We start from the raw sequence: 25339 nt of genomic DNA, 5'->3' as shown, positions 1-25339 counted from the left end.
TAGAGATTACGATATTCTATAAACTTTTTTGATTTTTCGTTAACAGTTGTAGTTTGATTAAAGATTAGAGATTACGATATTGGACACCGCTTTGACGAATTCAGCGACGTAGTTGTAGTTTGATTAAAGATTAGAGATTACGATATTATTATAGCTCTTGCATATCAGGGATCTCGTGTTGTAGTTTGATTAAAGATTAGAGATTACGATATTTAGTTTATTTAATTTAGCTCTACATCTTAGTTGTAGTTTGATTAAAGATTAGAGATTACGATATTATCTGCTGAATTATCTATACTAGCCGATTGTTGTAGTTTGATTAAAGATTAGAGATTACGATATTGCAGCTGTGCCTAGTAAATAACCCCTGCTAGTTGTAGTTTGATTAAAGATTAGAGATTACGATATTTATATCACATATAAAAAAACTGCCAGCTGGTTGTAGTTTGATTAAAGATTAGAGATTACGATATTGTTGTTCCAGACAATGAGTTTGTTAGTTGTGTTGTAGTTTGATTAAAGATTAGAGATTACGATATTTGATAGAATCTTGATCGGTGGAATCTATTCGTTGTAGTTTGATTAAAGATTAGAGATTACGATATTACATCGACGTTGATAAGATAAATCCGTGTAGTTGTAGTTTGATTAAAGATTAGAGATTACGATATTATGATAGATTCGTCCTGTCCTTTGGAATCGTTGTAGTTTGATTAAAGATTAGAGATTACGATATTTTGTTCCAGACAATGAGTTTGTTAGTTGCGTTGTAGTTTGATTAAAGATTAGAGATTACGATATTGGCAAACGGTAAAAGGAAATTACAAACCGTGTTGTAGTTTGATTAAAGATTAGAGATTACGATATTAGTTGTGCTGTTAGCTTCTGAATATCATAAGATTAGTAGAGAATATCGTAAATAAAAATGCCTCTTTTACAGTAAGAAACGCTGTATTTGAGGCATTTTTTCATTTAGAACAGTTCCAGTTGCATCGGTATTGGTTCATTCCCAACTTCCGTTTTCCCCCAGAAGTTCATAATATTACCAAACTGTTTATCCGTAATTCGCAGTATACTTACCTTTCCCATGGGCGGTAACAGTTTATGAATTCGTTTTTCATGAACATCAGCGCTTTCGCTACTGGCACAATGGCGAGTATAAACCGAATACTGCATCATCGTAAAACCATCTTTCAGCAGACTCGTCCGAAACCCTGAAGCATTTTTTCGATCTTTTTTCGTTTCTGTAGGCAGATCAAAGAATACAAACAACCACATTATTCGATAGGCATTGAATTCCATAATTTAGGATATTTTATTTTCTTTCGAGTACCCGTATAACACTGCTGTAAAGAAGACGCTGTTTTTTGCAGTCCTACCATCAGCGGACTTTTCTCGGTTTTAAAATAAACCGTTTGCGTTAAAGTCTGTAGTAATTCCGCTTTAATAGCCGTAGTCAGTTCCTGTTCCTCATAGTTTTGCAGGATATGATACACCTTTTCATCAATGATCGGTCGGAAAGGCTCCATAATATCATCCGCCAGAGCAAAAGCATTGTATTTGTTCCGATGATGAATCCCTAATGTATTCAGTAATCCGCTTCCCGATAAAGCCCTTGCCGTTGCCGCTCTCAGGATCGCATAACCGTAATTCAGAAAATTATTAGGATAGTTACCAAAACGTTCCCGTTTAAAATTCGTTTCAAAAAAGAATTTCCAGTAATGTTGTGCCGCAACCCCTTCCATATTCGTTGTATCCCCACTCAGTACCTTACTTGCCAGATAGTCAAAATGGTTCTTTTCCTGTCGGATTCTGCCGAGTAGTTCCCCCTGATTCTTTATTTTTTCAATAACAGTCTGTTGCCATAAGTTTTTCTTTAAAGGAGCAGAAGCTTCAATTTGGTTTTTAAAAAGTTCCTGCTGTATGTAATGTCCGTTGAGGTTCAGGAACATACCTGAGGGCAGATGCCCCGTAGTACAGATAATAACCGCTGTATTGTTTTCGACCAGTGCATTCATAGCCGGAATACTCAGATAAATTTCCGGATGGTCCAGTACTAAATAACCCGTATCTTCAATAGGAACCGTACGTTCTCCACTTTCAGAGCGCAGTATCAGCTGGTTGTTTTTACAGGTAATACTTGTTTTATTTTCTACAAGAAGTGTTCTTTTAATCATAATCTTTGTTTTTTGGTGTATTGTATTAAAGAAAAGAAATAAACAGGAATAGAAAAAGAGGAAAACCGTAATAGAGATCAGATGTTTTTATAAGATATATTCTATAAATAAAAAAAGGGCAGAAATATTGCTATCTCTACCCTAAAAAAATAAATAATCTACATTTTAAAAATAAAATATAGGTATAACAGATAATTACAAATATAGAACATATTCTATGTAAAATAATTTTTTTTCACTTTTTTTCTATTCCATTAAGGGTTTATTATTTCCGTTCTTCGGTAACCCTCTGTAGAATAAGAGAATCTTTATTGTTTCGATTCCCGAAAGATGTATGTTATATTTTTACCGTTTTCCAGCGTCCCCTTTTAAACAATACATATCCCGCAATTGAAATAGCCGTTTCCGCAACCGGAATAGCAATAAACACACCATCAGGGCCCATTTTAAAATATTTTGCCAGTAGATACGCTAACGGAATCTGAAACATCCAGAAACCAAAGAAATTAATCCAGGTAGGCGTTTTAGTATCCCCCGCACCATTTAGAGAAGCGATCATTACCATTCCGATACCATAGAACACATAACCCGTCGCCAGAATACGAACTGCACGAACCGCAACTTCCTGAACATGAATATCATTTGTAAAGAAAGAAACCAGTACCTCCGCTCCCAGAAGAGAGATCAGCGAAACACAAAACATAAATATAGCATTATATTTAGCCGTTTTCAGTACCGCTTCCTCAGCACGGTCTACCCGTTTTGCACCCAGATTCTGTCCCACTAATGTAGCCGCAGCATTACTTAATCCCCAGGCAGGCAGTAAAAAGAACATCATTAGTCGCAGTGCCGTCTGATAGCCCGCAGAACCGTTATCACCTCCCGTTGTTGCGACTAGTTGCGCCAGAAAGACCCAGCTGCATGAAGCGATCATAAACTGCACCACAGCAGGAGCAGCAATAGCAATAATAGCTTTCATTTGTTTCCAGTCCGGTATAAAATAAGAAAGGACTATTTTTAAAATCCCTTTTCCGTTAAATAAGTTCCACAGCTGATAGATCACACCCGAACCACGACCAATGGTAGTCGCAACCGCAGCACCCGTAAGCCCCATAGCAGGAACAGGTCCAAAGCCATTAATGAAAATCGGGCAGAGGATAATATTAATAATATTAGCGATCCATAAACTTTTCATTGCAATAGCCGCATTTCCCACCCCTCTGAAAATACCGTTAATCAGGAACAACAGCATAATAATAAAACTACCACCCATCATAATCTGCATAAATGCAGTTCCGTGTTCCGCAGCTTCAAGAGAAGCCCCCATTAATTGTAATATTTCAGTAGCATAGATAAATCCGGCAATACTGAATCCGAAAGTAATAACCAGTGAAATAATAATCGCCTGCATCCCCGCTTTTGCCGCCGCAACAGGATTTTTCTCACCGATACGTCGGGCAACAAGCGCCGTTGCAGCCATACTGATACCGATATCAAAAGCATACATAATCGTCAGTACCGATTCTGTGAGTCCTACCGTCTGTATCGCATAACTGCTGTGCTCCAGATGCCCTACAAAATAAAGATCAACTAAAGCAAATACCGATTCCATTGCCATTTCCAGCATCATCGGTATTGCTAATAAAAGAACAGAAAGACGAATGCTTCCTGAAGTATAATCAATGTCTTCACCGCGTAAAGACTGTTTTATAATAGTAAAAATACGTAAAAACCTATTTTGGGCTGGTTTTGATTGTGTCATAAATAAAATATAAAAGAGATAAACGAATGGACAAATACCATCTGAGACGACAGTTTGTCTTTAGAAATGCGTATTAAAATAATTTGTTTTCGTTAGATGAAAACCACAATTGCATACATCGTTTTGAATTTTGAAGAACAAAGATAGTATTTTTTTACAATTCCTAGAATCGTATAATCGATAAATTTTGTAAGATGTTTTTTGTAAAATATGAAAAGTTGATATCGTTTCCCCTCCTTTGGAGGGGTGTCCGGAGGACGGGGTGGTCTTTTTAAATGGATAATTAATAATTTTTGCAGAGCAGGTATAAACCGTAAAATTTGCAAAATAGCTGCTCGAAAAGCGCAAAGAAGAAAAGTTTTTTTGAATACTGAATACAGTTTACTAATTTCGACATTTGACATCCGACTAAAAATAACTATTATGAAAACACAGAATTACAAGAATCACATTCAGTTTTATCCTCCGCATCATTTTATTTTTTATCCCGTAATGTTGGTTTTACTGGGATTCAGTATTTATTATAGTTTTAAAGACGAAGCACAGTCAATGGTTTGGATTTTTATAAGTATCATTCTTATAGTGATCATCTGGTTATCGTTCATGCTCCGTCAGCATTATGCCATACTACTCCAGGACCGGATTATCCGATCGGAGCTTCGTTTCAGGTATTATGTACTTACGCAGGAACGACTGGAACTGATTGAAGATCAGCTTTCCCATGCACAGTTATTTGCATTGCGTTTTGCTTCAGATAAAGAATTACCCGGACTGGTAAAAAGAGCAATTGACGAAGGTCTTTCCGGTAATGCAGTCAAAAAAGCAATTAAGGACTGGAAGCCCGATTATCATCGTATTTAGACCATTATGGTTTTTGCAGGAACAGAAATAAAAACATCATTTTCTTTTTAATGACAGAATAAAAAAGTAAAAATATGGCTATTAGTAGTATAGCAGATTTTATCAGTGAATTACAAAAGGTTTCCAGAAATAAAAATCATGAAATTTATTTTAGGGGTCATTCAGATAAAAATTATAATCTGCTTCCCAGTATTTATCGAAATGAAAAAACAATAAGCTATGAACACGAAATTTTTAAAGAGTTCATTGTAAGAACACCTCATGATTTTCTCGATGAAAGAAGCACACTGGAAAAATTAGTAAAAATGCAGCATTACGGTTTGCCGACTCGATTACTGGATCTGACAAGCAATCCGCTGGTTGCTTTGTTCTTTGCCTGTTATGAACGCGGAAAACAGGACGGAAAAGTATTAGTGTTCAAAATACCAAAAAGAGATGTAAAGTATTATGACAGTGATACTGTATCTATTATTTCCAATATTGCAAAAAGAAATACTGAATTTTCGATAGAGAACAGTTACAGGCTGGAATCGGAAGAATTTAATAAAGAGAAAGCAATCTCTTCGTTACTGTATGAGATCAAAGAAGAGAAATCGTATTTTCAGCCGATGATAGATCCGGCAGATATCGAAAGAGTAGTGGCTGTAAAAGTAAAACAAAGTAACAGCAGAATCATTAAACAAAGCGGTGCATTTCTGATCTTTGGAATTGATAAGATCAAAACCCGTCCGGCACATATACCGGAAGAATGGATATTAAATTCCGGACCACAAGATATTGATCTGGAAGTGGTCAATGATACTAAAAATGCAATATTAAAAGAACTTGATATTCTAGGGATCAGTGAAGCCACTTTATTTCCAGAACTTGAAAATCAGGCAAAATATTTGAAAAAACTCTATAGTTAAGCTACTTTTTGCAATACGAACCAATTAAATAGAACCATATAAAGATTTCAGAAGGTATTTTTATGTGGTTTGTTTTTTAAAATAGGATTGTTGATCTGTTTTAAAGTGCTTTATTTTTAATTGTTATATGTTATTTATTATCATTATGTTATGTTTTTTAAGTCTGTAGTTAAAAGAAGAGTTCCTGGCTTTGTGTTTTATTTAACTGTTTATTGACTAGACATCAATGATTAATCATTAACTTTGATTATTAATCTGAAAAATAATGAATATGAAACGTTTTGAAAATAAAGTAGCCTTTATTACAGGAGGTAATTCAGGAATAGGAAAAGCTTCAGCCATTGCCATTGCAAAAGAAGGAGCAGCAGTAATGATTGCAGATTTGAGTGAAACTTCCCAAGTGGTAGAAGAAATAATAAAAGCAGGAGGAAAAGCCGCTTTTGTAAAATGCGATGTTTCTAAACCTGAAGAAGTAGAACATGCAGTAAACGAAACCGTAAAAATTTTTGGCAGACTTGATGTAGCCCTTAATAATGCAGGTGTGGTCGACACCAGTTTAAAACCGATCAATGAAAAAACACTTGAAGAATGGCATAAAGTAACCTCCATTAATCTGAATGGTGTATTTTACGGTATGAAATACCAGATTGCACAGATGCGTAAACAAGGAGGCGGTTCTATAGTGAATATCGGTTCCGTTATGAGTCAGGTGGCAGATATGGGAATTGCTTCCTATGTTTCATCAAAACACGGAGTAGTTGGTTTGACAAAAGCAGCAGCTTTGGAAAATGGAACAGAAAATATTCGTGTTAACATTATTGGTCCCGGATATATTGAAACTCCCATATTAATGGATAATGCAGGATCCGGAGCAGCCGAATACTTAAAGTCAAAAACCGCAATGAAACGTCTCGGAAAACCGGAAGAGATTGCAAAAGTATTTCTTTTTCTGGCTTCCGATGACGCAAGTTATTGTACAGGGGCCTATTTGCCGATAGATGGTGGATATTTGATCCAATAATAGTATTTTTGAAAAGAATTTAGGAGAAAAAGAAGAGATATTTACTTCTCTTCTTTTTTATATTTCTTTTACAGATATAATTATGGCTGCCGACAAAAATATAAATACGACCTCTTCCATAAGGAGAGAATTAGGTTTGAATTTACTTGAAACTTTTAACTGGGCTTATACTCAGTCTCAGTTGTTTTTTGCCGAATACGGACTGACTTCTCAGCAGTATAATGTTTTAAAGATACTGGAAGAAAACCATAGAGCCCTATCAACTTCTGATATACTAGCACAGATGAGTGAAAAGAATGCAGGAGTTTCCCGTCTGGTAGATCGTTTAATTCTTAAAAAACTGGTTATAAAAGAAACAGCAGCATCTGATAAGCGTCTTATTGCTGTTTCTATTACAGAAGAAGGAGCACTTCTTTTGGATCAGGTCAGTAAAAAACTGAATATTCTGGATCAACAGGTATATGGTGGGCTAACAGACCAAGAAGTAGAACAGATTAGTTATTTATTAAAGAAAATCAAAAATAGTAACCAAGAACCAACAACTACCAACCAGTAACCAAGAATTAACGAATAACAAACTTCCCTTTTTCTGCATCAAAAGAAATGTGTTCATCTTTAAAAATAGTATTAAAAGTGCCATTTTCGATCAGTTTACAGGGGCTGTCCTGAATAAAGTGATTCGGTGTCATGATGATCATTTCATCACAAAGCTGTATTGCCATATCAATATCATGCGTTGAAAACAAGATACATTTTTCAGTTTCTTGAGTAAGCGATTTCAGTAATTTTAATAAAGCCACTTTGTGCAACAGATCCAGATGTGTTGTAGGTTCATCCAGAATAATCAGAGGAGTATCTTGTGCAAGAGCGCGTGCGATCAGTACTTTTTGTAATTGTCCATCGCTGATCTCATAATGTCTTTTATCAGCTAAAGAAGTGATTCCGGTCAGTTCCATTGCCTGATTTATTTTTTTACGATCTTCATCTGTCAGAGAACCCAGCCAGTTTGTATATGGCTGACGTCCGAGCGCCACTAATTCATAAACTGAAAGAGTACTCGGAGGTAGTTTTTCCGTAAGGACAATACTCAGATGTTGCGCCAGTATTTCTGTATTATAGGTGTAAATGCTTTTATTGAGCAGTAATACATCACCAGAGATCGGTTTCTGGATCCCTGTGATTGTTTTTAATAAAGTAGATTTCCCGATTCCGTTTGCTCCCACAAGAGCAATTAGTTTTCCCGTTTCCAGCGTTATAGTAACAGCATCAGCTATAACAGTATTCTTTTTTTTAGAACGATAGCCGATACTTATGTTTTTTACTTCCAGTAGTATTTTCGTTACTTTCATTACAGTACTTTTTTGCGTTTGCCTACCAATAACCAAATTACTATTGGCGCACCAATAACAGACGTGATCGCATTAATAGGTAAAGTGAAATCCGTTCCCGGCATTTGTGCCACAATATCACAGAATAACAATATTACAGGTCCGAATAAAAGAGTACCCCAGAACAGAACATTATGATTACTAGTCTGAAATACCAGTTTTGTAATATGTGGAATCGTAAGACCGATAAAAGCAACAGGTCCAATAAAAGCAGTAACACTTCCCGTAAGAATAGTTGTTGCCAGTATGATTAATAAGCGCGCCTTTTTAAAATTAACACCAAGACTTTTAGCATAATTTTCCCCCAGTAAAAGAGCATTCAGTGATTTAATAGAAAGAATACTCAGCAGAATACCCGTTGCACAACATGCCGTAATGATACGGATGGCATACCAGGATAAATTACCTAAACTACCCAGAGCCCAGAATGAGAATTTCTGTAATTGTTCCGCCGTACTGAAAAAAGTAAGAATGCTGACAAAAGCACTCGTAAAACTCCCGAACATTAATCCTATAATCAGAATAGCCATTGTATCTCTCATTTTCTGAGAAACAACAAGAACAGCCAGTAATACCAAAAAACTACCCAAACAGGAAGCAATAACGATTCCATAAGGCGACAGCAGAAAACCGGACAAATAAGAAGGAATGAATCCCGCACCCATAACGACAAAAGCAACACCAAGACTTGCTCCGGAATTAAGTCCCAGTACATCAGGACCCGCAAGAGGATTTCGGAATAAGGTCTGCATGAACAGACCGCTTACCGATAATGCCACCCCTGCGAGTATTGCAGTTATGGCTTTTGGTAATCTGTAATTGATAATGATATATTCCCAAGTTGTTTTACCTGCCGTTCCGCCGGAAAGACTCGTAATAACCTCTTTCAAAGGAATAGATACAGAACCTATGCTGATATTGATAAAGAACAGCAGAATTAACAGCACAACTAACAGGCTGAATAGTAAAATATATTTATTAGTCTTTTGCAAACTATTCTAATTTTTGAAAGAAAAAAAGCTCATGATTCGATAACAGTTCCGGATGAATAATTTTAATAATATCTTTCAGAACAATATCGGGGCGGGTAGGAGACAATTCAAAATAAAGAACACCTCCCGTAGCACCTTTTTTAATAGTAGACGAATATACCCTTTTATTTTTAAAAGCAGCGAACTGAGTATAATGAGGATTGCTTTTTGCCATTTCATCCAGAGAAGAGAACTGCGCCGCACCGATCCAAAATTCAGCATCCTGTGCACGATCCAGAACCGTTTCAAAAGTAGCAGATAAGCTACCCGTTCCCGTAGTTTCCGACCATAGATAATTAGCATGAGCATCCGAAATAAAAGTAGCGACCCAACTTTTACCCCCCGGAAGATACCATTGATCTTTATACATAGCACCACTAAAAACAGTTGGTTTTACAGTTGCTTTTTTTGCCAGTTCCTGTGCCGCTTTATATTCCGTTACAATATTCAAAAAGAGAGAATCCGCTTTCCGATCCATTCCGTATAAAGCGCCGAAGAATTTGATCCATTCCGCTTTTCCAAGCGGTGTCTGTTCGTTCCAGTCCCCATTCAGCATTACCTTTAATCCACTTTTCTGCAGATTATCAAGAACCGGGTTTTTATCATCAATTCCATGTCCCACAATTACTTCCGGAGCCAGATCAATCAGAACCTCAGTGTTTAGACTTTCATTGCTCCCCACTTCCTTTACCTTACCGGCATCGATATGTCTGCGAGTAGTTTCAGAAGAGATATACTCCGTAAAAGGAAAACCGACCAGAGTATTCTCAACCCCAAGCATTTCCAGTGCAGGAATATGAGTAGTTGAGGTTACTACAATAGACCGAACCGGAATAGAAATAACCGGAAACGATTGTAAACTGTCCGGAATAATACCGTTTTTTTCCTTTAATATGTAAGAGTAGGTTTTTGATGCATTAGGCCATGGACCAGTTACTTTTATAATACTGTACCCGTTATAATGATAGAGTTCAAATCCTTTCGCATACTCAATAGTGTTGTTGGACTGTATCGTTTTCACAGTTGTTGTCCCGTTTTCCTTTTTACAGCCCATAAAGCTAATAAGAGAAGAAACAAGCAGGATCTTAATTAAAAAAGATTTCATTATAATAGATTTTTATTTTGTTTAGCAACAATAAACAGTTTTTGACAGTACAATTGTACTGAGTATTACAAAGATAAAAGGAAAGCTGAATTTTTTTACAGCATTCACATATTTTATTACAGTATCGTCAACATATCAAGTATATTTGCTTTCGATTAAGGTTGTGGCCGTATGTTTTATACACCACATGAAAAGGGAATCAGGTACGTAATATAATTTACTATTCCTGAGCTGTACCCGCAACTGTAAGCTATTATGCCTGTTGTTATCTCTGAACCACTGTTAAGCAGTTTGCTGACGGGAAGGTAAACAAACAGGACGCAAGCCAGGAGACCTGCCTTAAGTATATGATTATCAGATTTTCGGGATAAAAATCTGGAGTGTGATTTCTCATACTTTTCCCATTTTTATTATTTAATTAAAACTAAAAATGAACAAAAAAATTTTTGGTTTCGGCGGACTGTGTCTATTATGGTTTTCCGGAGCATTTGCACAACAAAATGATAGTATCCATTCCCTAAAAGAAGTGGTAATATCCGATTCCAGATTTGTGTTACCAAAAGAAAAATCAGGAAAAGTAATCGAATTAATTACTGCCGAAGATTTAAAGAACAGTCCGGGGCAGACCGTTGCCGATATACTGAATACTGTTGCAGGAGTTGAAGTGAATGGTAATCAGGCAGCTTCCGGTAAAAATATTGGTTATTATGTAAGAGGAGGAAGGAACAGACAGACTCTGATTTTAATTGATGGTGTTCCCGTAACAGATGCTACCGGGATCAATCTGGAATACGATTTGCGTTTACTGTCCGTTGACCAAATTGAGAGTATAGAAATTATGAAAGGAGCCTCCAGTACACTCTATGGTTCAGGAGCAGCAACCGGTGTAATTAATATTACCCTGAAAAAAGCAGGAAATAAAATAATAGGCGGAAATGTACATTTGAACATAGGAACCCAGAATACTGCAGAGCGCTTTCGTACACAGGCAAATGATTACAATCAAGGGTTTTCAGTTAATGGAAAAGTAAATAAAGTATCCTATTTTGCTTCGATGAATAGTACCGAAACAAAAGGACTTTCTCAAACCACTTCCTATACTAAAGAAGCTAGTTATGAAGAAGACCCTTTCTCAAGAATTAATTATTTAGTAAAACTAGGTTATGCACCAATTTCACGTTTATCACTCGACTTCTTTGCTAATTTTGACAGGATCAGAAATGATTTTGATGATTCCTTTGACAATGTAAGCGATACAGATAATCCTGTAAATACCAGTACAACACAACAATATCGTCTGGGTTTTACACCAAAATATAAATACAGAAAAGGAGAATTAGTACTAAACGCCAGTTTTAATGGAGTAAAACGTACTTACGAGCAACTGAATTCATGGACCAATACAATTGATATGTCTAATTATAAGTCCAGAAGTGTCAATGCCGATCTGTTCAATAAATATACATTTACAGATCAGATTTTTATAGTAGCAGGAACCGATTTTCAGTTTCACGATGCAGATATAACAACAATATATAATCAAATCTCTAAAGATAAAGCAAAGTTCAGTTCCGTAGATCCATATGTGACCGTTGTATATACATCAGACTTTGGATTTAATTTAAACACAGGAGCCCGTCTTAATATTCACAGTGTATATGATAATCATATGGTGTTTAATGTGAATCCTTCCTTTAACTTTGGCGGAGAGAATCCTTTAAAATTATTAGCCTCTTACAGTACTGCTTATATTACTCCAAGTATCTATCAGCTATATTCCCCTTACGGAAATTTAGATCTGACACCAGAAGAAAATGCAACAGTAGAAGCAGGATTTGAAATCGAATTACTAAATAAAAAACTGACTTTCAATACCATTGGTTTTTACAGAGAACAGACCAATACCATAGGTTTTTATACCAATCCGATAAATTATGTTTCCAATTATGTCAATGTTGACGGAACCTATACCGCACGAGGAATAGAAACAGAAGTAACCTACAATTTCAGTGATATATTCAAATTACGAGCTAATTATACCTTTACAGAAGTAGAAAAAGCCCTGAATTTGTTAGTTCCAAAACATAAAGTAAATACTTCATTTGATTATTTTCTGAATCCGAGATTAGCATTCAATATTAGTTATCAGTATGTTGATTCCCGAAATGATGCTTATTATGACGGAGGAACCTTCCAGATCGAAAATGTTGTATTGAGATCCTATCAACTACTGAACGGAATGGTTCGTTATGAATTACTTAAAAACACATTATCCGTTTTCGGTTCCGTAAACAATATATTCAATGTAGATTTTATTGAAAATATAGGATACACAACAAAAGGAAGAAACGTAAAATTGGGATTGAATCTGAAATTCTGATTTTGTAAGAAGCGATAACTTACAATTGACAATCTTGTAAAAAGGAATTGAGTTTCTGTATTTTTTAGATTTAGAAAAATCTTTAATCTTACAGTTAACAGTAAATCCTATAAATTATAATATAAAAGAGATATTGTTTTTTCTTTTTTAAAATAATATCTCTTAATGTTTTTTAGCATTAGTAAAATTATGGTCTATTAAATTCCTCCCATTATATTAAAAATGAAACTGAATACAAATCCTCCTTCCGCGATTATCCTTCCGGTTGCCGGATCGATCTTTATACTGCAGTCACCATGATAAGGATTTGTCCAGGAAATAACAGTATCAGTTACTGTAAGACCTGTTTTAGGTTTACCATCATACCCCCTTATATTGGTTTCTACAATTCTCAGAGGAAAATCCGGATGACCAATTACAACAAAATCACCGTATGTATATGCTTCAATTATTTGATTATTGACGTAATCACTCTGATCTACGTGGAAAACAAAATTAATTCTGGCTATTGTATTTTTAGAATCTACTTTTGTTACCAGAAAAGGACTTCCCGGTCTAAAGCCTCCTACTGTTTGTGAAATAGGTCTGGACATCGTTTTAACATTATTTGACCCAATATCAATATAAAGAGGCGTGTCTTTTGTGCTTAAGGATTTTACTTCTTTTGTTTCAGCCGGAAGGTCTAGAAACAGATTTCCTTTTATTTGGGAGTCGCCAAGAATATCTAGTTTTTTTGTAGGGATATCTGTTCCAACCCCTAAATTAGCTTCCCCGTTAATTATAAAATTGGCTCCACTTTGACTAGCATTAAACGTTAAACCATTTGCTTTATCCGTAGACGTAATTATGGTTGGATTTATTAATTCTCCTCCTAAACGAAGGTTGTTGTCTGTTTTTGTGAGACCGTTAGTAGAAATGATTTTTGTAGCGATCCATTTTGTTCCATCCCAATATTCTTCTGTTTTAGTATCCAGATTATAGATTTTCAGCCCTTCTGCTAAGGAATTTAAGGAAATGGGCAATGAATTTCTTTCTAAAGTCGTTAATCTGGGGAGTCTTATTCCTCCTTTTCCATTACTTACTATTTCTAATATAGAGAAACTTTCTGCTTGTTTATTTCCGCCAATAGTTGTTTGGGCTTTTGAGCTAAAAGATAATATTAGTAATAGTAAGATGAATAGTTTTTTTGTCATTTTTGTTTGTTTTTAATTAATAATTATCATGGTTTTAAAGTTTATAAAAACAGAATAAACAACATTTGTATTATTTAACAATACAGATTATACTAGCCAAATCTGATACCTGTACGTAAAAAAACCATTTAATTATGGCAAACCTACAAAAAAAGAAGAAAGGTTAATCTTTTCTTTTTTTTAAACACAAGACTATTTTTTATTTAAAATGTTTATTTACAGTGTTTTAATGTTTTTTTGTTGTGTTTTTTTGCTATATAGTATTATAATTATTTTTTACTATTAAAAAAAAATAGTTATAAAAAATAACATTAAATATTCACTATTTATTTGTAATTTATTATTTATATATATAAATAATAATTATAATTCCATTGATGTTAAAATTTATTTTATATGCTTTAAAAATATAATCCGTAGTTTTTTTTGGTTAATTTTTTTGTGTTATTATATATAGAGAATACTTTTTTAGTTACTAAAATAGAATGCAGATAATTCAAAAGTGAAAGAGAGATTAGTTATTTTATATTTACTGAGTAGAATGGTTTGTTATAAATTGCTTTTGTATAACACTTCGCAATTCCCGTGGTTCAATTTCTGATTTAGCAATAAACGATCAATTCACTTCTTCTTTCTCTAAAATTATAATAGTTTAGTAATAGTTTATTCTTGTTAAAACTAAGAATTAAATGTATCTTCGAAAGAAAAATTTTAAATGAGATTATTAAAAGAGGGTAGTACGTTGTTGTTTTGTATTGTGTTATTAATTAGTAGTATACAAGCAAAGGCTTCCTTTATATTGCTGCCAATGGATGAAACATCACAACAAAATCATCTAAAAGCGTATGGTATAACTTACTGGTCTTTAGAAAAACAATACAAAGTAAGCTGGTTGCTGAATTATCGAGGAGGTTCATTTTTAATGCCTGATGTACCCGAAATAAGAAGAGAATGCCAGATTAGAGGCGTTAGTTTTGAGTTACTTACCGATGCTCAGACTAATTCGATATTAGATGACATCAGCAGTCCATCACAAAATATGGAAACCGTAATACTGGAGAAAGCACCAAAAATAGCCGTTTATACCCCAAAAGGAAAAATGCCCTGGGATGATGCAGTAACATTAGTACTTACTTACGCCGAAATTCCTTTCACATCAATATATGATGAAGAAGTTCTAGGAGATGCATTACTGTTATATGACTGGTTGCATTTACACCATGAAGATTTTACCGGACAATATGGAAAGTTTTACAGTGCTTATAAAAACGTACCCTGGTATATTAAACAAAAGAAAGAATCAGAAGAACTGGCAGCTAAATTAGGATATAAAAAGGTTTCAGATGCTAAACTGGCAGTTGCCGAAAAAATCCGTGATTTTGTAGCAGGTGGTGGCTTTATGTTTGCGATGTGTTCCGCAACCGACAGTTTTGATATTGCACTTTCTGCAGAAGGAGTTGATATATGCGAACCGATGTTTGACGGAGATGAAAGTACACCAAATTATCAGTCTTTAATTGATTATAACAAAACATTTGCTTTCAAAGATTATATTTTAGAGCGCAGTCCCGCAGTATATGAGTTTTCAGATATTGATATGACTACCAAAAGAGATATTCCTCCGGAAAAAGATTACTTTACTTTAATGGAGTTTTCTGCAAAATGGGATCCGATTGCATCAATGCTATGTCAGAACCATACACAACTCGTAAAAGGATTTATGGGGCAGACAACCGCTTTTGAAAGAAAACTGATTAAATCCAATGTACTAATTATGGGTGAAAATCAGGTGAATGGAGAGGCAAGATATATTCATGGTACAAAAGGAAAGGGAATGTTTACCTATTATGGAGGGCATGACCCCGAAGATTACCAACACAGAGTAGGAGATGCCCCGACTGTTCTGGATCTGCATCCCAACTCACCCGGTTACAGACTTATTTTAAATAATGTTCTGTTTCCGGCAGCAAAAAAGAAAAAACTTAAAACGTAATAAATATAGTTGTCATATTCTGACGAGTTAAAATACTTTTAGCTTTATATCGTTTATATAGAGAAAATGGATTGCTTTACAATTCATTTTTTTTTTGCATAATGTGATGTGTTTTCCAAATATGTAGAGTATATGGAAGTTTAGTGTAGAAAATTAATTTTTGATAAGTTTTCAGTATTTAACATTATAAATACATTAAACATTTAAAAATTATTACTTTTTTTATTTACGAAATCGTTTTCTTTTTCATTAAAATTAAATATAGTATTAAGGAGTTAAAGTCATTTTTTAATGATAAATATCATTTTTTTGAGTGGATAAAATAAAGAACTTTGGTATAAATAAAACAAAACGCATTAGATTTGTTATTTTAATAAGTAAAACATAATGTTTAGAAGAATATATAACAATATGTTTTATTTTAACTTTTGTTTGATAATTTATCTTGTATTTGTTGTAAAAAACATTAAATTTAGTCAGAAATTAAATCTTATATTATGAAAAAAACAAGAAAAGAACATGATTTTTTAGGAGAATTAGATATTCCCGATGAATTATACTATGGTATTCAGACTTTCAGAGCAGTAGAAAATTTTGATATTACCGGAATCAAGATCTCTAAAGAGACTTTATTCATTAAAGCTTTAGGATATGTAAAAAAAGCAGCTGCATTAGCGAATAAAGATTGTGGAGTTCTTGATTCAAAAATTGCAGAGGCAATAGGTTACGCAAGCGATCAGGTTATTGCCGGTAAATTTGATAATGAATTTGTAAGTGATTTAATTCAAGGTGGAGCAGGTACTTCTGTGAATATGAATGCAAATGAAGTAATTGCTAATATCGGTTTAGAATATTTAGGACATAAAAAAGGAGAATATCAGTTTTTACATCCCAATAACCATGTAAACTGCTCTCAGTCTACAAATGATGCTTATCCATCCGCTTTCAGAATTGCACTTTATTTAAAAATGGAAACGTTCATTAAAACATTAAAAAATCTTCAGGATGCATTTGCAGCTAAAGGAAAAGAGTTTGATTCAGTTCTTAAAATGGGACGTACTCAGTTACAAGATGCCGTTCCTATGACTTTAGGACAAGAATTCAGAGCATACGCTACTACAATAGGAGAAGATATACTCAGACTTAAAGAAGCTCAAAAATTAGTTCTTGAAATTAATATGGGAGCTACAGCAATTGGTACTAAAGTAAACGCACCGGAAAAATATCCACAAATATGTGTTGACTATTTAGCAAAAGAAACAGGATTACCTTTAACATTATCCCCTGATTTAATTGAAGCTACCGGAGACACAGGAGCATATGTTCAAATTATGGGTACATTAAAACGATCTGCGGTTAAAATCTCTAAAATTTGTAATGATTTACGTTTATTAAGCTCAGGACCACGTACAGGTTTCGGTGAGATCAATTTGCCTGCACGTCAGCCCGGTTCATCCATCATGCCAGGTAAAGTCAATCCTGTAATTCCAGAAGTTGTGAATCAGACTTGTTTCTATGTGATTGGACAAGATCTAACAGTAACAATGGCTTCAGAAGCAGGTCAGTTACAATTAAATGTTATGGAACCCGTTATTGCATTCGCAATGTTCACGTCATTAGATTACTTAGGTAAAGCGATTCAGACATTAGTTGATAAATGTATTGTAGGTATCACAGCAAACGTAGAACACTGTGCTAATTTAGTAATGAACAGTATTGGTATTGTAACACAATTGAATCCTATTTTAGGATATGAAATGAGTGCCAGTATTGCAGGAGAAGCCCTGAAAACAGGTAAAAGCATCCACGGAATAGTTGTATTAGAAAGAAAACTGATTACCCAGGATAAATGGAATGAAATATTCTCTCTTGAAAATCTGATTCATCCAAAATTCATTAATTCATAATTTAAACTTTATAGAAAATGAAAAAATTACTAACAGTTGCTCTATTATTTGTTCTTGCTTTTCAGGTTCAGGGACAAACAAAGAATACGAAGAATCAGTCTAATAAAGATTTACCCAGAGTAATTATCTTAGCAACCGGAGGAACAATTGCCGGTTCAGGAGAATCCTCAACAAAAGCAGCTTATACAGCAGGTAAAATTCCAATTGATAATCTATTGAATGCAGTACCTCAAATGCGGGATATAGCCAATATAAAAGGAGAGCAGATTGCGCAAATTGGTAGTCAGGATATGAATATTGAAACCTGGTTAAAACTGAGTAAAAGAATTAATGAAATTTTTGTAAATAATGAAGCCGACGGAGTAGTAGTAATGCATGGAACAGACACTCAAGAAGAAACAGCTTATTTTCTTGAGTTAACCGTTAATTCAGACAAACCGGTGGTATTAGTAGGAGCAATGCGTCCGTCAACAGCAATGAGTCAGGATGGTAACAGAAACCTATTAGATGCTGTTATGGTTGCTACTTCACCAAAAAGTCAGGGAGTAGGAGTTGTAGTTGCAATGAATGAATTAGTGTTCGCTGCACGTGACGTAACAAAAACAGTTACTACAAGTACCGCAACTTTTCAGTCAAGAAACTTTGGACCAATAGGTTTAATATATGATGGAAAAGTAAGTTACTACTACAAAACACTTCGTTCCCCACAACAAAAATTTGATGTATCAGGATTATCCGTACTTCCAAAAGTTGAGATTGTTTACGGTTATGCAGATGCAAGCCCGAGAGCAGTAAATGCTGCCGTTGAAGAAGGTGTTTCAGGACTTGTTTACGCAGGTATGGGAAATGGAAACTTCAATGCTCCAGTTGGTAAAGCTCTCGAAAATGCTTCAAAAGCAGGAGTTTTAGTTTGCAGATCCGCTCGTGCCGGTGCCGGTCGCGTTACTTTACTAAATGAAGTAGACGACGCCGCTTTAGGTTTTGTAGTTGCAGATGATTTAAATCCACAAAAAGCAAGAGTACTATTAATGTTGGCATTAACTCAGACAAGAGACAGAGAAAAAATTCAGCAAATGTTCTTAGAATATTAAATAGAGTACATATTAGTGATTTTGAAAACTATTAAGAAAAAAGGAGAGTGTTTTTTTGATAAAAAAATAACAACTCTCCTTTTTTGTAAGTGACTAGTTCACAAAATTTTAATTAAAATTAGAGACATATGCTATTAATTCAATTTATAACCCTTATTGCTATGATCCTTATAGGATCACAAATGAAAGGTATTGGTTTAGGAGTGATGGGAATGGTCGGTTTGGTGATCTTTGTTTTTGTTTTTCATATGAGACCCGGAGACCCTCCCATTGATGTAATGCTTGTTATTATGGCAATTGTGACAACAGCAGCAACCCTACAGGCTTGCGGTGGTTTAGATTATCTGGTAAGTTTAGCCGAAAAAATAATTAGAAGTAATCCTTCCAATATTATTTTTATAGCACCTTTTACAGTTTATTTCTTTTGCCTGTTTGCAGGTACAGCCCACCTATTGTATTCATTATTACCGATTATTTCAGAAGTTGCAGCTAAAAAAAGAATCAGACCCGAGAGACCATTAAGTATCTCCGTTATAGCATCACATTTAGCCATAACAGGAAGTCCCATGAGTGCAGCTACAGCAGCCTTTGCAGGAGCAAGTATTCTGGCTTATCCGGGCGCATTAGTTGATATTATGATGGTTTGTATCCCAGCCTGTATTATTGGAATACTGTTTGGTTGTTTTTCAGTTTTGAAAAAAGGAAAAGAATTAGTAGACGATCCTGTTTTTATTGAAAAAATGAAAGACCCTGAATTTGCCCACAGTTTAGATTCAGATCAGGGAGGAGATAAAACAGAATTAAGAAAAGGAGCAAAAACCTCAGTAGTTATTTTTGGAATAGCAGTTCTGATGATTGTTTTTGCCGGAGCTTTTCCACATTTGTTACCACAATTTGAACCCGGCGTTGGAAATTTAGTAATGAAAGCCAATGGTGAAATACAAATGGTAACCGTTATCAGTATTGTTACATTAACCGCTTCCGCTGTAATGATGATAATTACAAAAACAAGTGCTGTACAAGTAACAAAAGTTAGTTTATTCTCTTCTATGGCTTCCGCCGTTGTTTCCGTTTTCGGTGTAGTCTGGATGAGTGCGACTTTTATGACCCATAATGAAGTTGTTATTAAAGCCTTTATGAAAGGAGTCGTTACAGATCATCCATGGACTTTTGCTATCGCTGTTTTCGTTTTAGGCGCGCTTATGTTTAGTCAGGCTGCAACAACAAAAACAATGATGCCGTTAGGTATGGCATTAGGAGTATCTAACCCAGCCTTAATTGCTATTTTTCCGGCAGTTAACTCAGACTTTGTATTACCTGGATATCCAACATTATTAGCCGCTATTAATTTTGACAGAACAGGAAGTACCAAAATAGGGAAATACGTTATAAATCATAGTTTTATGATACCCGGACTTGTAGCTATAGCAACAGCAATTGCCGCAGGTTTTCTTATCGGAGCTGTAATATTATAAAATAGGATAATAAAATACAGGATTGCACAATATAAAATATACAAGTATGAAAAAAATATTTTTTACATTAGTTCTTTTAGCCCAAGTTATTGTTTACGGGCAATATGATAAACAAGCCAGTCAGGATTCTTTATCTAAACCTTTAATTCCCACTGACAAGCAGAAATTACTGAAAAATGTTGATGTGATTTTTAATACCAGAGTTGGTTTTGATAATCAGTTTAATGAAGGGAAATATAATAATTCTGAATTCGATGTAAATCAGTTCAGATTAGAGATCAAAGGAAAGATCCATGAAAAAGTGTATTTCAGGTTCAGAGACAGATATACAAGATCTGCTGATCCCGGATCTCGTGATAATATCAGCAGAACAACAGATTTGGCTTTCATAGGTATAGATGTGACATCAAAAACACAGTTTACAGTTGGTAAATTATGTGCTGACTGGGGGGGATATGAGTTTGATCTCAACCCGATTGATGTTCTGGAATATAATGATATTCTCGAAAATGCAGATAACTTCTTAACAGGAGTCGGTATTAGTCATCAGTTGACAGAAAAACATAAAGTGAACTTTCAGGTACTGAATTCAAGAGCCAGAAACTTTAGTGAAATATATGATGGAAAAATACCTCCCGGTATCAAAGAAGCAAAAGCGCCCTTAGCTCTTGTAGGAAACTGGAGAGGGAGTTTCTTTGACGGTAAATTCGAAACAACATACAGTTTCAGTCATTTTACAGAAGCAAAAAATAAAGCAATGAATTATATTGCTCTTGGTAATAAATATCATAATAAGAATTTTACTTTAATGTATGATTTCCAGTATAGTAATGAAGCTTTAGATAGAAAATTAATTGCTTCCAATATTATTGACGGTGTTTATCCATATGCTGCCGAGGATGTTGCTTATTTAGAACACTGGGTAAGAATGGAATACCTGATTACCCCAAAAATTAATTTATCATTAACCTTAATGACAAATAATACCTATTGGAAAGGAAACCCCGATCCAAACGCTTCCGATAGGCTGGTAACAAGTTATGGTTTCATACCTTCAGTTCAGTTCATACCGTTTAAAGATTTAGATTTAAGATTTTATGTATCTTACATAGGACGTAGTTATGATTATTCAAACTATGCAGAAAATGTACTGGGGCAATCAGATTATAACACAGGCAGATTAAGTGTAGGATTTATAGCTCCGTTACTGGTTCTGTAATATCAAAATAAAGAGAGAAGATAAAATGCCATTTATATTAATATGAATGGTTTTTTTATACTTGTATTTTTTATGTATCTGAAAAATTATCAGAAGTAAAAAAGCCGACTTATAATTTTATAAGTCGGCTTTTTTTAAAGTAAGTAAGATAAATTATGTTTTACAAACGTTTTATTTAACTTTATTTACAATTGCTTTGAAAGCTTCCGGGTGGTTCATCGCTAAATCTGCAAGAACTTTTCTGTTCAATTCGATTCCGTTAGCTTTTACTTTCCCCATGAATTGAGAATAAGACATTCCTTCTAATCTGGCTCCGGCATTAATACGCTGAATCCATAAAGCACGGAAATTTCTCTTATTCACTTTTCTATCACGGTAAGCATAGCACATTGCTTTCTCAACCGCATTTTTAGCAACTGTCCAAACGTTTTTACGTCTACCAAAGAAACCTTTGGCTTGCTTCATTATTTTTTTTCTTCTAGCTCTTTTAGCTACAGAGTTAACTGATCTTGGCATAATTTTACTTTTTTTTGTAGCAGGCGTTTCAGAATGATTCTGAAAACTTAAAGGCCATACTCCAAGGTTATTAAATTGTTTTTAACCTAAAGATTAATTAGATTAATCTTAATTGTTGCTTAATACTTTTCTCATCAGCTTTATGAACTAATGTAGAGTGTGTCAAGGCAAGCTTACGCTTTTTAGATTTTTTTGTCAAAATATGACTCTTAAATGCGTGCTTTCTTTTAATCTTTCCAGAACCAGTAAGCTTAAAACGCTTCTTAGCACTAGATTTGGTTTTCATTTTAGGCATCTTCTTCCTAGGTGTTTAAATTTATCTTACTACTTTATTTTTATTTCTTTTTCTTTGGAGCAATGAACATAATCATACGCTTTCCTTCTAATACAGGCATTGCTTCTACTTTACCATATTCCTCTAAGTCAGTAGCCAGCCTTAATAAAAGAATCTGTCCCTGATCTTTATATATGATAGAACGTCCTTTGAAAAACACAAATGCCTTTAGTTTAGAACCCTCTTTTAAAAACTTCTCAGCATTTTTTCTCTTAAACTCATAATCATGTTCATCTGTCTGAGGTCCAAAACGAATCTCTTTAACTGTGATCTGAGTAGATTTTGCTTTAAGTATTTTATCTCGCTTCTTTTGTTCATAAAGAAACTTTTTATAGTCCATGATTTTACAGACAGGAGGCTCCGCATTTGGAGAAATCTCAACTAAATCTAGCTCAAACTCTTCCGCAAGTCTTAGAGCTTCTGAAGTTTTAAAAACCCCAGGCTCAATGTTTTCCCCTACAAGTCTTACCTCTGGAACACGGATTGCTGCATTTGTTCTATGCGCATCTTTCTTTTCTACTCTAGGTTGGTAACCCCTATTATTTCTTATTGCTATGGCCTTAAAATTTTAAGTTAAACTTTGAATGTTTTTAATGTCTTATTTATTTCTTCATTAACAATTGAAGCAAATTCTTCTATTGTAATACTTATATTTCCTTTTCCGGAATCACCATGACGACGGATGGAAATAGTTCCGTTTTTCTCTTCTTCTTCTCCTACGATCAGCATGAACGGGACTTTCTGCATTTCTGCATCCCGGATTTTCTTACCGATTGTTTCATTTCGGTTATCAATCACGGCGCGAATTTCGTGATTTTCTAGCAAATCTAAAACTTTTTTAGCATATTTCTCATATTTCTCACTGAGAGATAATATAATAGCCTGTTCAGGCATTAGCCAAAGTGGGAAATTTCCGCCTGTATGTTCTAATAAAATAGCAACAAACCGTTCCATCGAACCAAAAGGGGCTCTGTGAATCATAACAGGTCTGTGTAATTCATTATCTGCTCCTTTATAAGTTAGCTCAAAACGTTCCGGTAAATTGTAATCTACCTGAATAGTTCCTAATTGCCATTGTCTTCCTAAAGCGTCTTTTACCATGAAATCTAGTTTCGGACCATAGAAAGCAGCTTCTCCGTACTCAATAACAGTATTTAGATTTTTGTCTCTTGCTGCATTAATAATTGCATTTTCTGCTTTTTCCCAGTTTTCATCAGAACCGATATACTTCTCTTTATTCTCTTTATCTCTTAAAGAGATCTGAGCAGTAAAGTTTTCAAATCCTAAAGAATTAAAAACATATAATACCAGATCAATAACATGTTTAAACTCCAGGTCTAATTGTTCAGGAGTACAGAAAATGTGAGCATCATCCTGAGTAAATCCTCTTACGCGAGTTAAACCATGTAACTCACCGCTTTGTTCATATCTGTAAACAGTGCCAAATTCAGCATAACGTTTCGGTAAATCTTTATAAGACCATGGCTTAGTGTTATAAATTTCACAGTGATGAGGACAGTTCATAGGTTTTAATAAAAACTCTTCTCCTTCATTCGGAGTGTGAATAGGCTGGAAGCTATCTGCTCCATATTTTGCATAATGTCCGGAAGTTACATATAGTTCTTTCTGTCCGATATGTGGAGTGACAACCTGTTCATATCCCGCTTTCTTTTGTGCTTTCTTTAAAAACTGTTCTAAACGATCTCTCAGTGCAGCTCCTTTCGGAAGCCATAAAGGAAGACCTTGACCTACTTTCTGAGAAAAAGCGAATAATTCTAGTTCTTTCCCTAGTTTTCTGTGATCACGTCTTTTAGCTTCTTCAAGTAACTCCAGATATTCTGTCAGATCTTTTTGTTTAGGAAAAGATATACCATATACTCTTGTAAGTTGTTTGTTTTTTTCATTACCTCTCCAGTAAGCACCGGCAACGCTCATGATTTTCATTGCTTTGATAATACCGGTATTTGGTATATGACCTCCACGACACAAATCTGTAAAAGTTGAATGATCACAAAATGTGATAGTACCATCTTCCAGATTTTCTATTAATTCAGTTTTGTATGGATTATTCTCTTTTGCATAGAAAGCTAAAGCATCTGCTTTTGTAGAAGAACGCATAGTAAATTCATACTTTTCTCTTGCAATAGCCAAAACTTTATCTTCAATCATTTTAAAATCCTTGTCACCAAACGAATGTTCACCGAAATCTATATCATAATAGAACCCATTTTCAATAGCAGGACCTATTGTAAGTTTGATACCCGGATAAGTTTCCTGTAAAGCCTGAGCAAGGACGTGAGAAGTAGAATGCCAGAAAGCCTTCTTGCCTTCTTTATCATTCCATGTATATAGTATAAGTGATCCGTCTTCCGTCAAAGGAGTGGTCGTTTCAATTGTTGTACCATTATAAGAAGCAGAAATAACATTTCTTGCAAATCCTTCACTGATGTTTTTTGCAACATCCATAGGAGAAATTCCTTTAGCAAACTCTTTTACCGAACCATCGGGTAGCGTAATCTTTATCATTTAATTCAAAAATTTATAAATGCAAATATAGTAAGAATAACAAAAAACCGATAAGATGTGTAAAATGTTTATTTTGTGAAATAGTTAAAGTGTTGTTTGTTAAGTTGTTGGTTTTTGTTTAGCTTCTTTTTTAAGAAGGTATAATTGCTTTATTTGCTGAAATTGAAGTAATTTCTCTTTGTTGGTCAATTGTATTCTGCTAATAATACATAAAAATAGAAGTAGAGATTAGTTTGTTGGTTGTTTTACATAATACTGAAATCTTCTTGTTTTCAGCTATAGTATAATATACTAGGTAAGTATGCTCTATAGTATATAAGGAGAGGTGATCGATGTTTCTGTTGGTTTACAGGTATTTTTAATGCTTATGGATTGAAAAGAACATTTGTTTTCTTTTCTTTAGATTCGCAATTTGGAGAAGGATATAGGATACGGCTACGTTTATATGAATA

21 protein-coding genes, 1 CRISPR repeat array and 1 riboswitch (1 of these 23 cut by a window edge) are annotated in these 25339 nt (G+C 34.5%); of the genes, 10 read left to right on the top strand and 11 right to left on the bottom strand.

Annotated features, from left to right (window positions below; genetic code table 11):
- Positions 1 to 868: direct repeats of the CRISPR family, unit length 36 nt; unit sequence GTTGTAGTTTGATTAAAGATTAGAGATTACGATATT (it extends 1861 nt beyond the left edge of the window).
- Between the two features lie 104 nt (positions 869 to 972).
- From cas2 to AC4FQX_RS08055, 3 genes are all read right to left on the bottom strand, one after another.
- Positions 973 to 1302 (bottom strand): CRISPR-associated endonuclease Cas2, encoded by a 330-nt coding sequence (gene cas2, locus AC4FQX_RS08065; protein ID WP_491167177.1) that lies wholly within the window; start codon positions 1300 to 1302, stop codon positions 973 to 975.
- The gene (cas1, locus tag AC4FQX_RS08060) at positions 1278 to 2177 is read right to left on the bottom strand and encodes a type II CRISPR-associated endonuclease Cas1 (RefSeq protein WP_491167176.1); all 900 of its coding nucleotides are present in this window, start codon (positions 2175 to 2177) and stop codon (positions 1278 to 1280) included. The genes cas2 and cas1 overlap by 25 nt, the downstream gene beginning before the upstream one ends.
- A 337-nt stretch (positions 2178 to 2514) precedes the next feature.
- Complete coding sequence (locus AC4FQX_RS08055) at positions 2515 to 3939, bottom strand: MATE family efflux transporter (RefSeq protein ID WP_491167175.1); 1425 nt, start codon at positions 3937 to 3939, stop codon at positions 2515 to 2517.
- Positions 3940 to 4362: 423 nt separating this feature from the next.
- Here AC4FQX_RS08055 and AC4FQX_RS08050 point away from each other — a divergent pair, with 423 nt between their 5' ends.
- The 4 genes from AC4FQX_RS08050 (at position 4363) to AC4FQX_RS08035 (ending at position 7285) form a co-directional block, all read left to right on the top strand.
- On the top strand, positions 4363 to 4800 hold the full coding sequence (locus AC4FQX_RS08050) for a DUF6526 family protein (RefSeq protein ID WP_491167174.1): 438 nt from the start codon (positions 4363 to 4365) through the stop codon (positions 4798 to 4800).
- Between the two features lie 74 nt (positions 4801 to 4874).
- Entirely contained in the window at positions 4875 to 5708 is an 834-nt protein-coding gene (locus AC4FQX_RS08045; protein WP_491167173.1) for an FRG domain-containing protein, read from the top strand.
- A 271-nt stretch (positions 5709 to 5979) separates the two neighbouring features.
- Positions 5980 to 6729 (top strand): SDR family NAD(P)-dependent oxidoreductase, encoded by a 750-nt coding sequence (locus tag AC4FQX_RS08040; protein ID WP_491167172.1) that lies wholly within the window; start codon positions 5980 to 5982, stop codon positions 6727 to 6729.
- A gap of 82 nt (positions 6730 to 6811) precedes the next feature.
- A complete protein-coding gene (locus AC4FQX_RS08035; RefSeq protein ID WP_491167171.1) occupies positions 6812 to 7285 on the top strand; it encodes a MarR family winged helix-turn-helix transcriptional regulator in 474 nt (157 codons plus the stop codon).
- A 7-nt stretch (positions 7286 to 7292) separates the two neighbouring features.
- On the opposite strand, the gene AC4FQX_RS08030 is transcribed toward AC4FQX_RS08035, so the two are convergent.
- Genes AC4FQX_RS08030 through AC4FQX_RS08020 form a run of 3 tightly spaced genes read right to left on the bottom strand, consistent with a single transcriptional unit; the run spans position 7293 to position 10253 of the window.
- Positions 7293 to 8078, bottom strand: coding sequence for an ABC transporter ATP-binding protein (locus AC4FQX_RS08030; RefSeq protein ID WP_491167170.1), 786 nt, complete (start codon positions 8076 to 8078; stop codon positions 7293 to 7295).
- Positions 8078 to 9109, bottom strand: a complete 1032-nt coding sequence (locus AC4FQX_RS08025) for an iron chelate uptake ABC transporter family permease subunit (protein ID WP_491167169.1) — start codon at positions 9107 to 9109, stop codon at positions 8078 to 8080. The genes AC4FQX_RS08030 and AC4FQX_RS08025 overlap by 1 nt, the downstream gene beginning before the upstream one ends.
- Before the next feature lies 1 nt (position 9110).
- Positions 9111 to 10253 carry an ABC transporter substrate-binding protein gene (locus AC4FQX_RS08020; protein WP_491167168.1) on the bottom strand — a complete coding sequence of 381 codons (1143 nt, stop codon included), beginning with the start codon at positions 10251 to 10253 and terminating at the stop codon, positions 9111 to 9113.
- Positions 10254 to 10394: 141 nt separating this feature from the next.
- Positions 10395 to 10609: riboswitch (cobalamin riboswitch) on the top strand.
- A gap of 74 nt (positions 10610 to 10683) precedes the next feature.
- Between AC4FQX_RS08020 and AC4FQX_RS08015 the strand changes: the two genes are divergently transcribed.
- Positions 10684 to 12633 carry a TonB-dependent receptor plug domain-containing protein gene (locus AC4FQX_RS08015; RefSeq protein ID WP_491167167.1) on the top strand — a complete coding sequence of 650 codons (1950 nt, stop codon included), beginning with the start codon at positions 10684 to 10686 and terminating at the stop codon, positions 12631 to 12633.
- 197 nt (positions 12634 to 12830) lie between these two features.
- On the opposite strand, the gene AC4FQX_RS08010 is transcribed toward AC4FQX_RS08015, so the two are convergent.
- Positions 12831 to 13826, bottom strand: a complete 996-nt coding sequence (locus tag AC4FQX_RS08010; RefSeq protein ID WP_491167166.1) for a phage tail-like protein — start codon at positions 13824 to 13826, stop codon at positions 12831 to 12833.
- Positions 13827 to 14541: 715 nt separating this feature from the next.
- On the opposite strand from AC4FQX_RS08010, the gene AC4FQX_RS08005 reads away from it, so the two are divergent.
- From AC4FQX_RS08005 to AC4FQX_RS07985, 5 genes are all read left to right on the top strand, one after another.
- Positions 14542 to 15819 carry an asparagine synthetase B gene (locus AC4FQX_RS08005; RefSeq protein ID WP_491167165.1) on the top strand — a complete coding sequence of 426 codons (1278 nt, stop codon included), beginning with the start codon at positions 14542 to 14544 and terminating at the stop codon, positions 15817 to 15819.
- 497 nt (positions 15820 to 16316) lie between these two features.
- The gene (gene aspA, locus AC4FQX_RS08000; RefSeq protein WP_491167164.1) at positions 16317 to 17726 is read left to right on the top strand and encodes an aspartate ammonia-lyase; all 1410 of its coding nucleotides are present in this window, start codon (positions 16317 to 16319) and stop codon (positions 17724 to 17726) included.
- A gap of 17 nt (positions 17727 to 17743) precedes the next feature.
- Entirely contained in the window at positions 17744 to 18817 is a 1074-nt protein-coding gene (locus AC4FQX_RS07995; RefSeq protein WP_491167163.1) for a type II asparaginase, read from the top strand.
- A 128-nt stretch (positions 18818 to 18945) separates the two neighbouring features.
- Complete coding sequence (locus AC4FQX_RS07990) at positions 18946 to 20292, top strand: anaerobic C4-dicarboxylate transporter family protein (RefSeq protein ID WP_491167162.1); 1347 nt, start codon at positions 18946 to 18948, stop codon at positions 20290 to 20292.
- A gap of 46 nt (positions 20293 to 20338) precedes the next feature.
- Entirely contained in the window at positions 20339 to 21511 is a 1173-nt protein-coding gene (locus AC4FQX_RS07985) for a porin (RefSeq protein ID WP_491167161.1), read from the top strand.
- A gap of 171 nt (positions 21512 to 21682) precedes the next feature.
- Here the strand turns inward: AC4FQX_RS07985 and rplT are convergent, their stop codons facing one another.
- From rplT to thrS, 4 genes are all read right to left on the bottom strand, one after another.
- Entirely contained in the window at positions 21683 to 22027 is a 345-nt protein-coding gene (rplT, locus tag AC4FQX_RS07980) for a 50S ribosomal protein L20 (RefSeq protein WP_491167160.1), read from the bottom strand.
- 97 nt (positions 22028 to 22124) lie between these two features.
- Positions 22125 to 22322: a 50S ribosomal protein L35 gene (gene rpmI / locus AC4FQX_RS07975; protein ID WP_491167159.1), complete on the bottom strand. Its 198-nt coding sequence runs from the start codon at positions 22320 to 22322 to the stop codon at positions 22125 to 22127.
- 40 nt (positions 22323 to 22362) lie between these two features.
- The gene (gene infC, locus AC4FQX_RS07970; protein ID WP_491167380.1) at positions 22363 to 22911 is read right to left on the bottom strand and encodes a translation initiation factor IF-3; all 549 of its coding nucleotides are present in this window, start codon (positions 22909 to 22911) and stop codon (positions 22363 to 22365) included.
- Between the two features lie 23 nt (positions 22912 to 22934).
- The gene (gene thrS, locus AC4FQX_RS07965; RefSeq protein ID WP_491167158.1) at positions 22935 to 24887 is read right to left on the bottom strand and encodes a threonine--tRNA ligase; all 1953 of its coding nucleotides are present in this window, start codon (positions 24885 to 24887) and stop codon (positions 22935 to 22937) included.
- Between the last annotated feature and the right edge of the window lie 452 nt (positions 24888 to 25339).

The sequence above is a fragment of the Flavobacterium sp. AK-301 genome, from assembly GCF_058310215.1.
The sequence above is the reverse complement of the archived record's forward strand: the minus strand, read 5'-3'. Positions and strand labels throughout refer to the sequence as shown.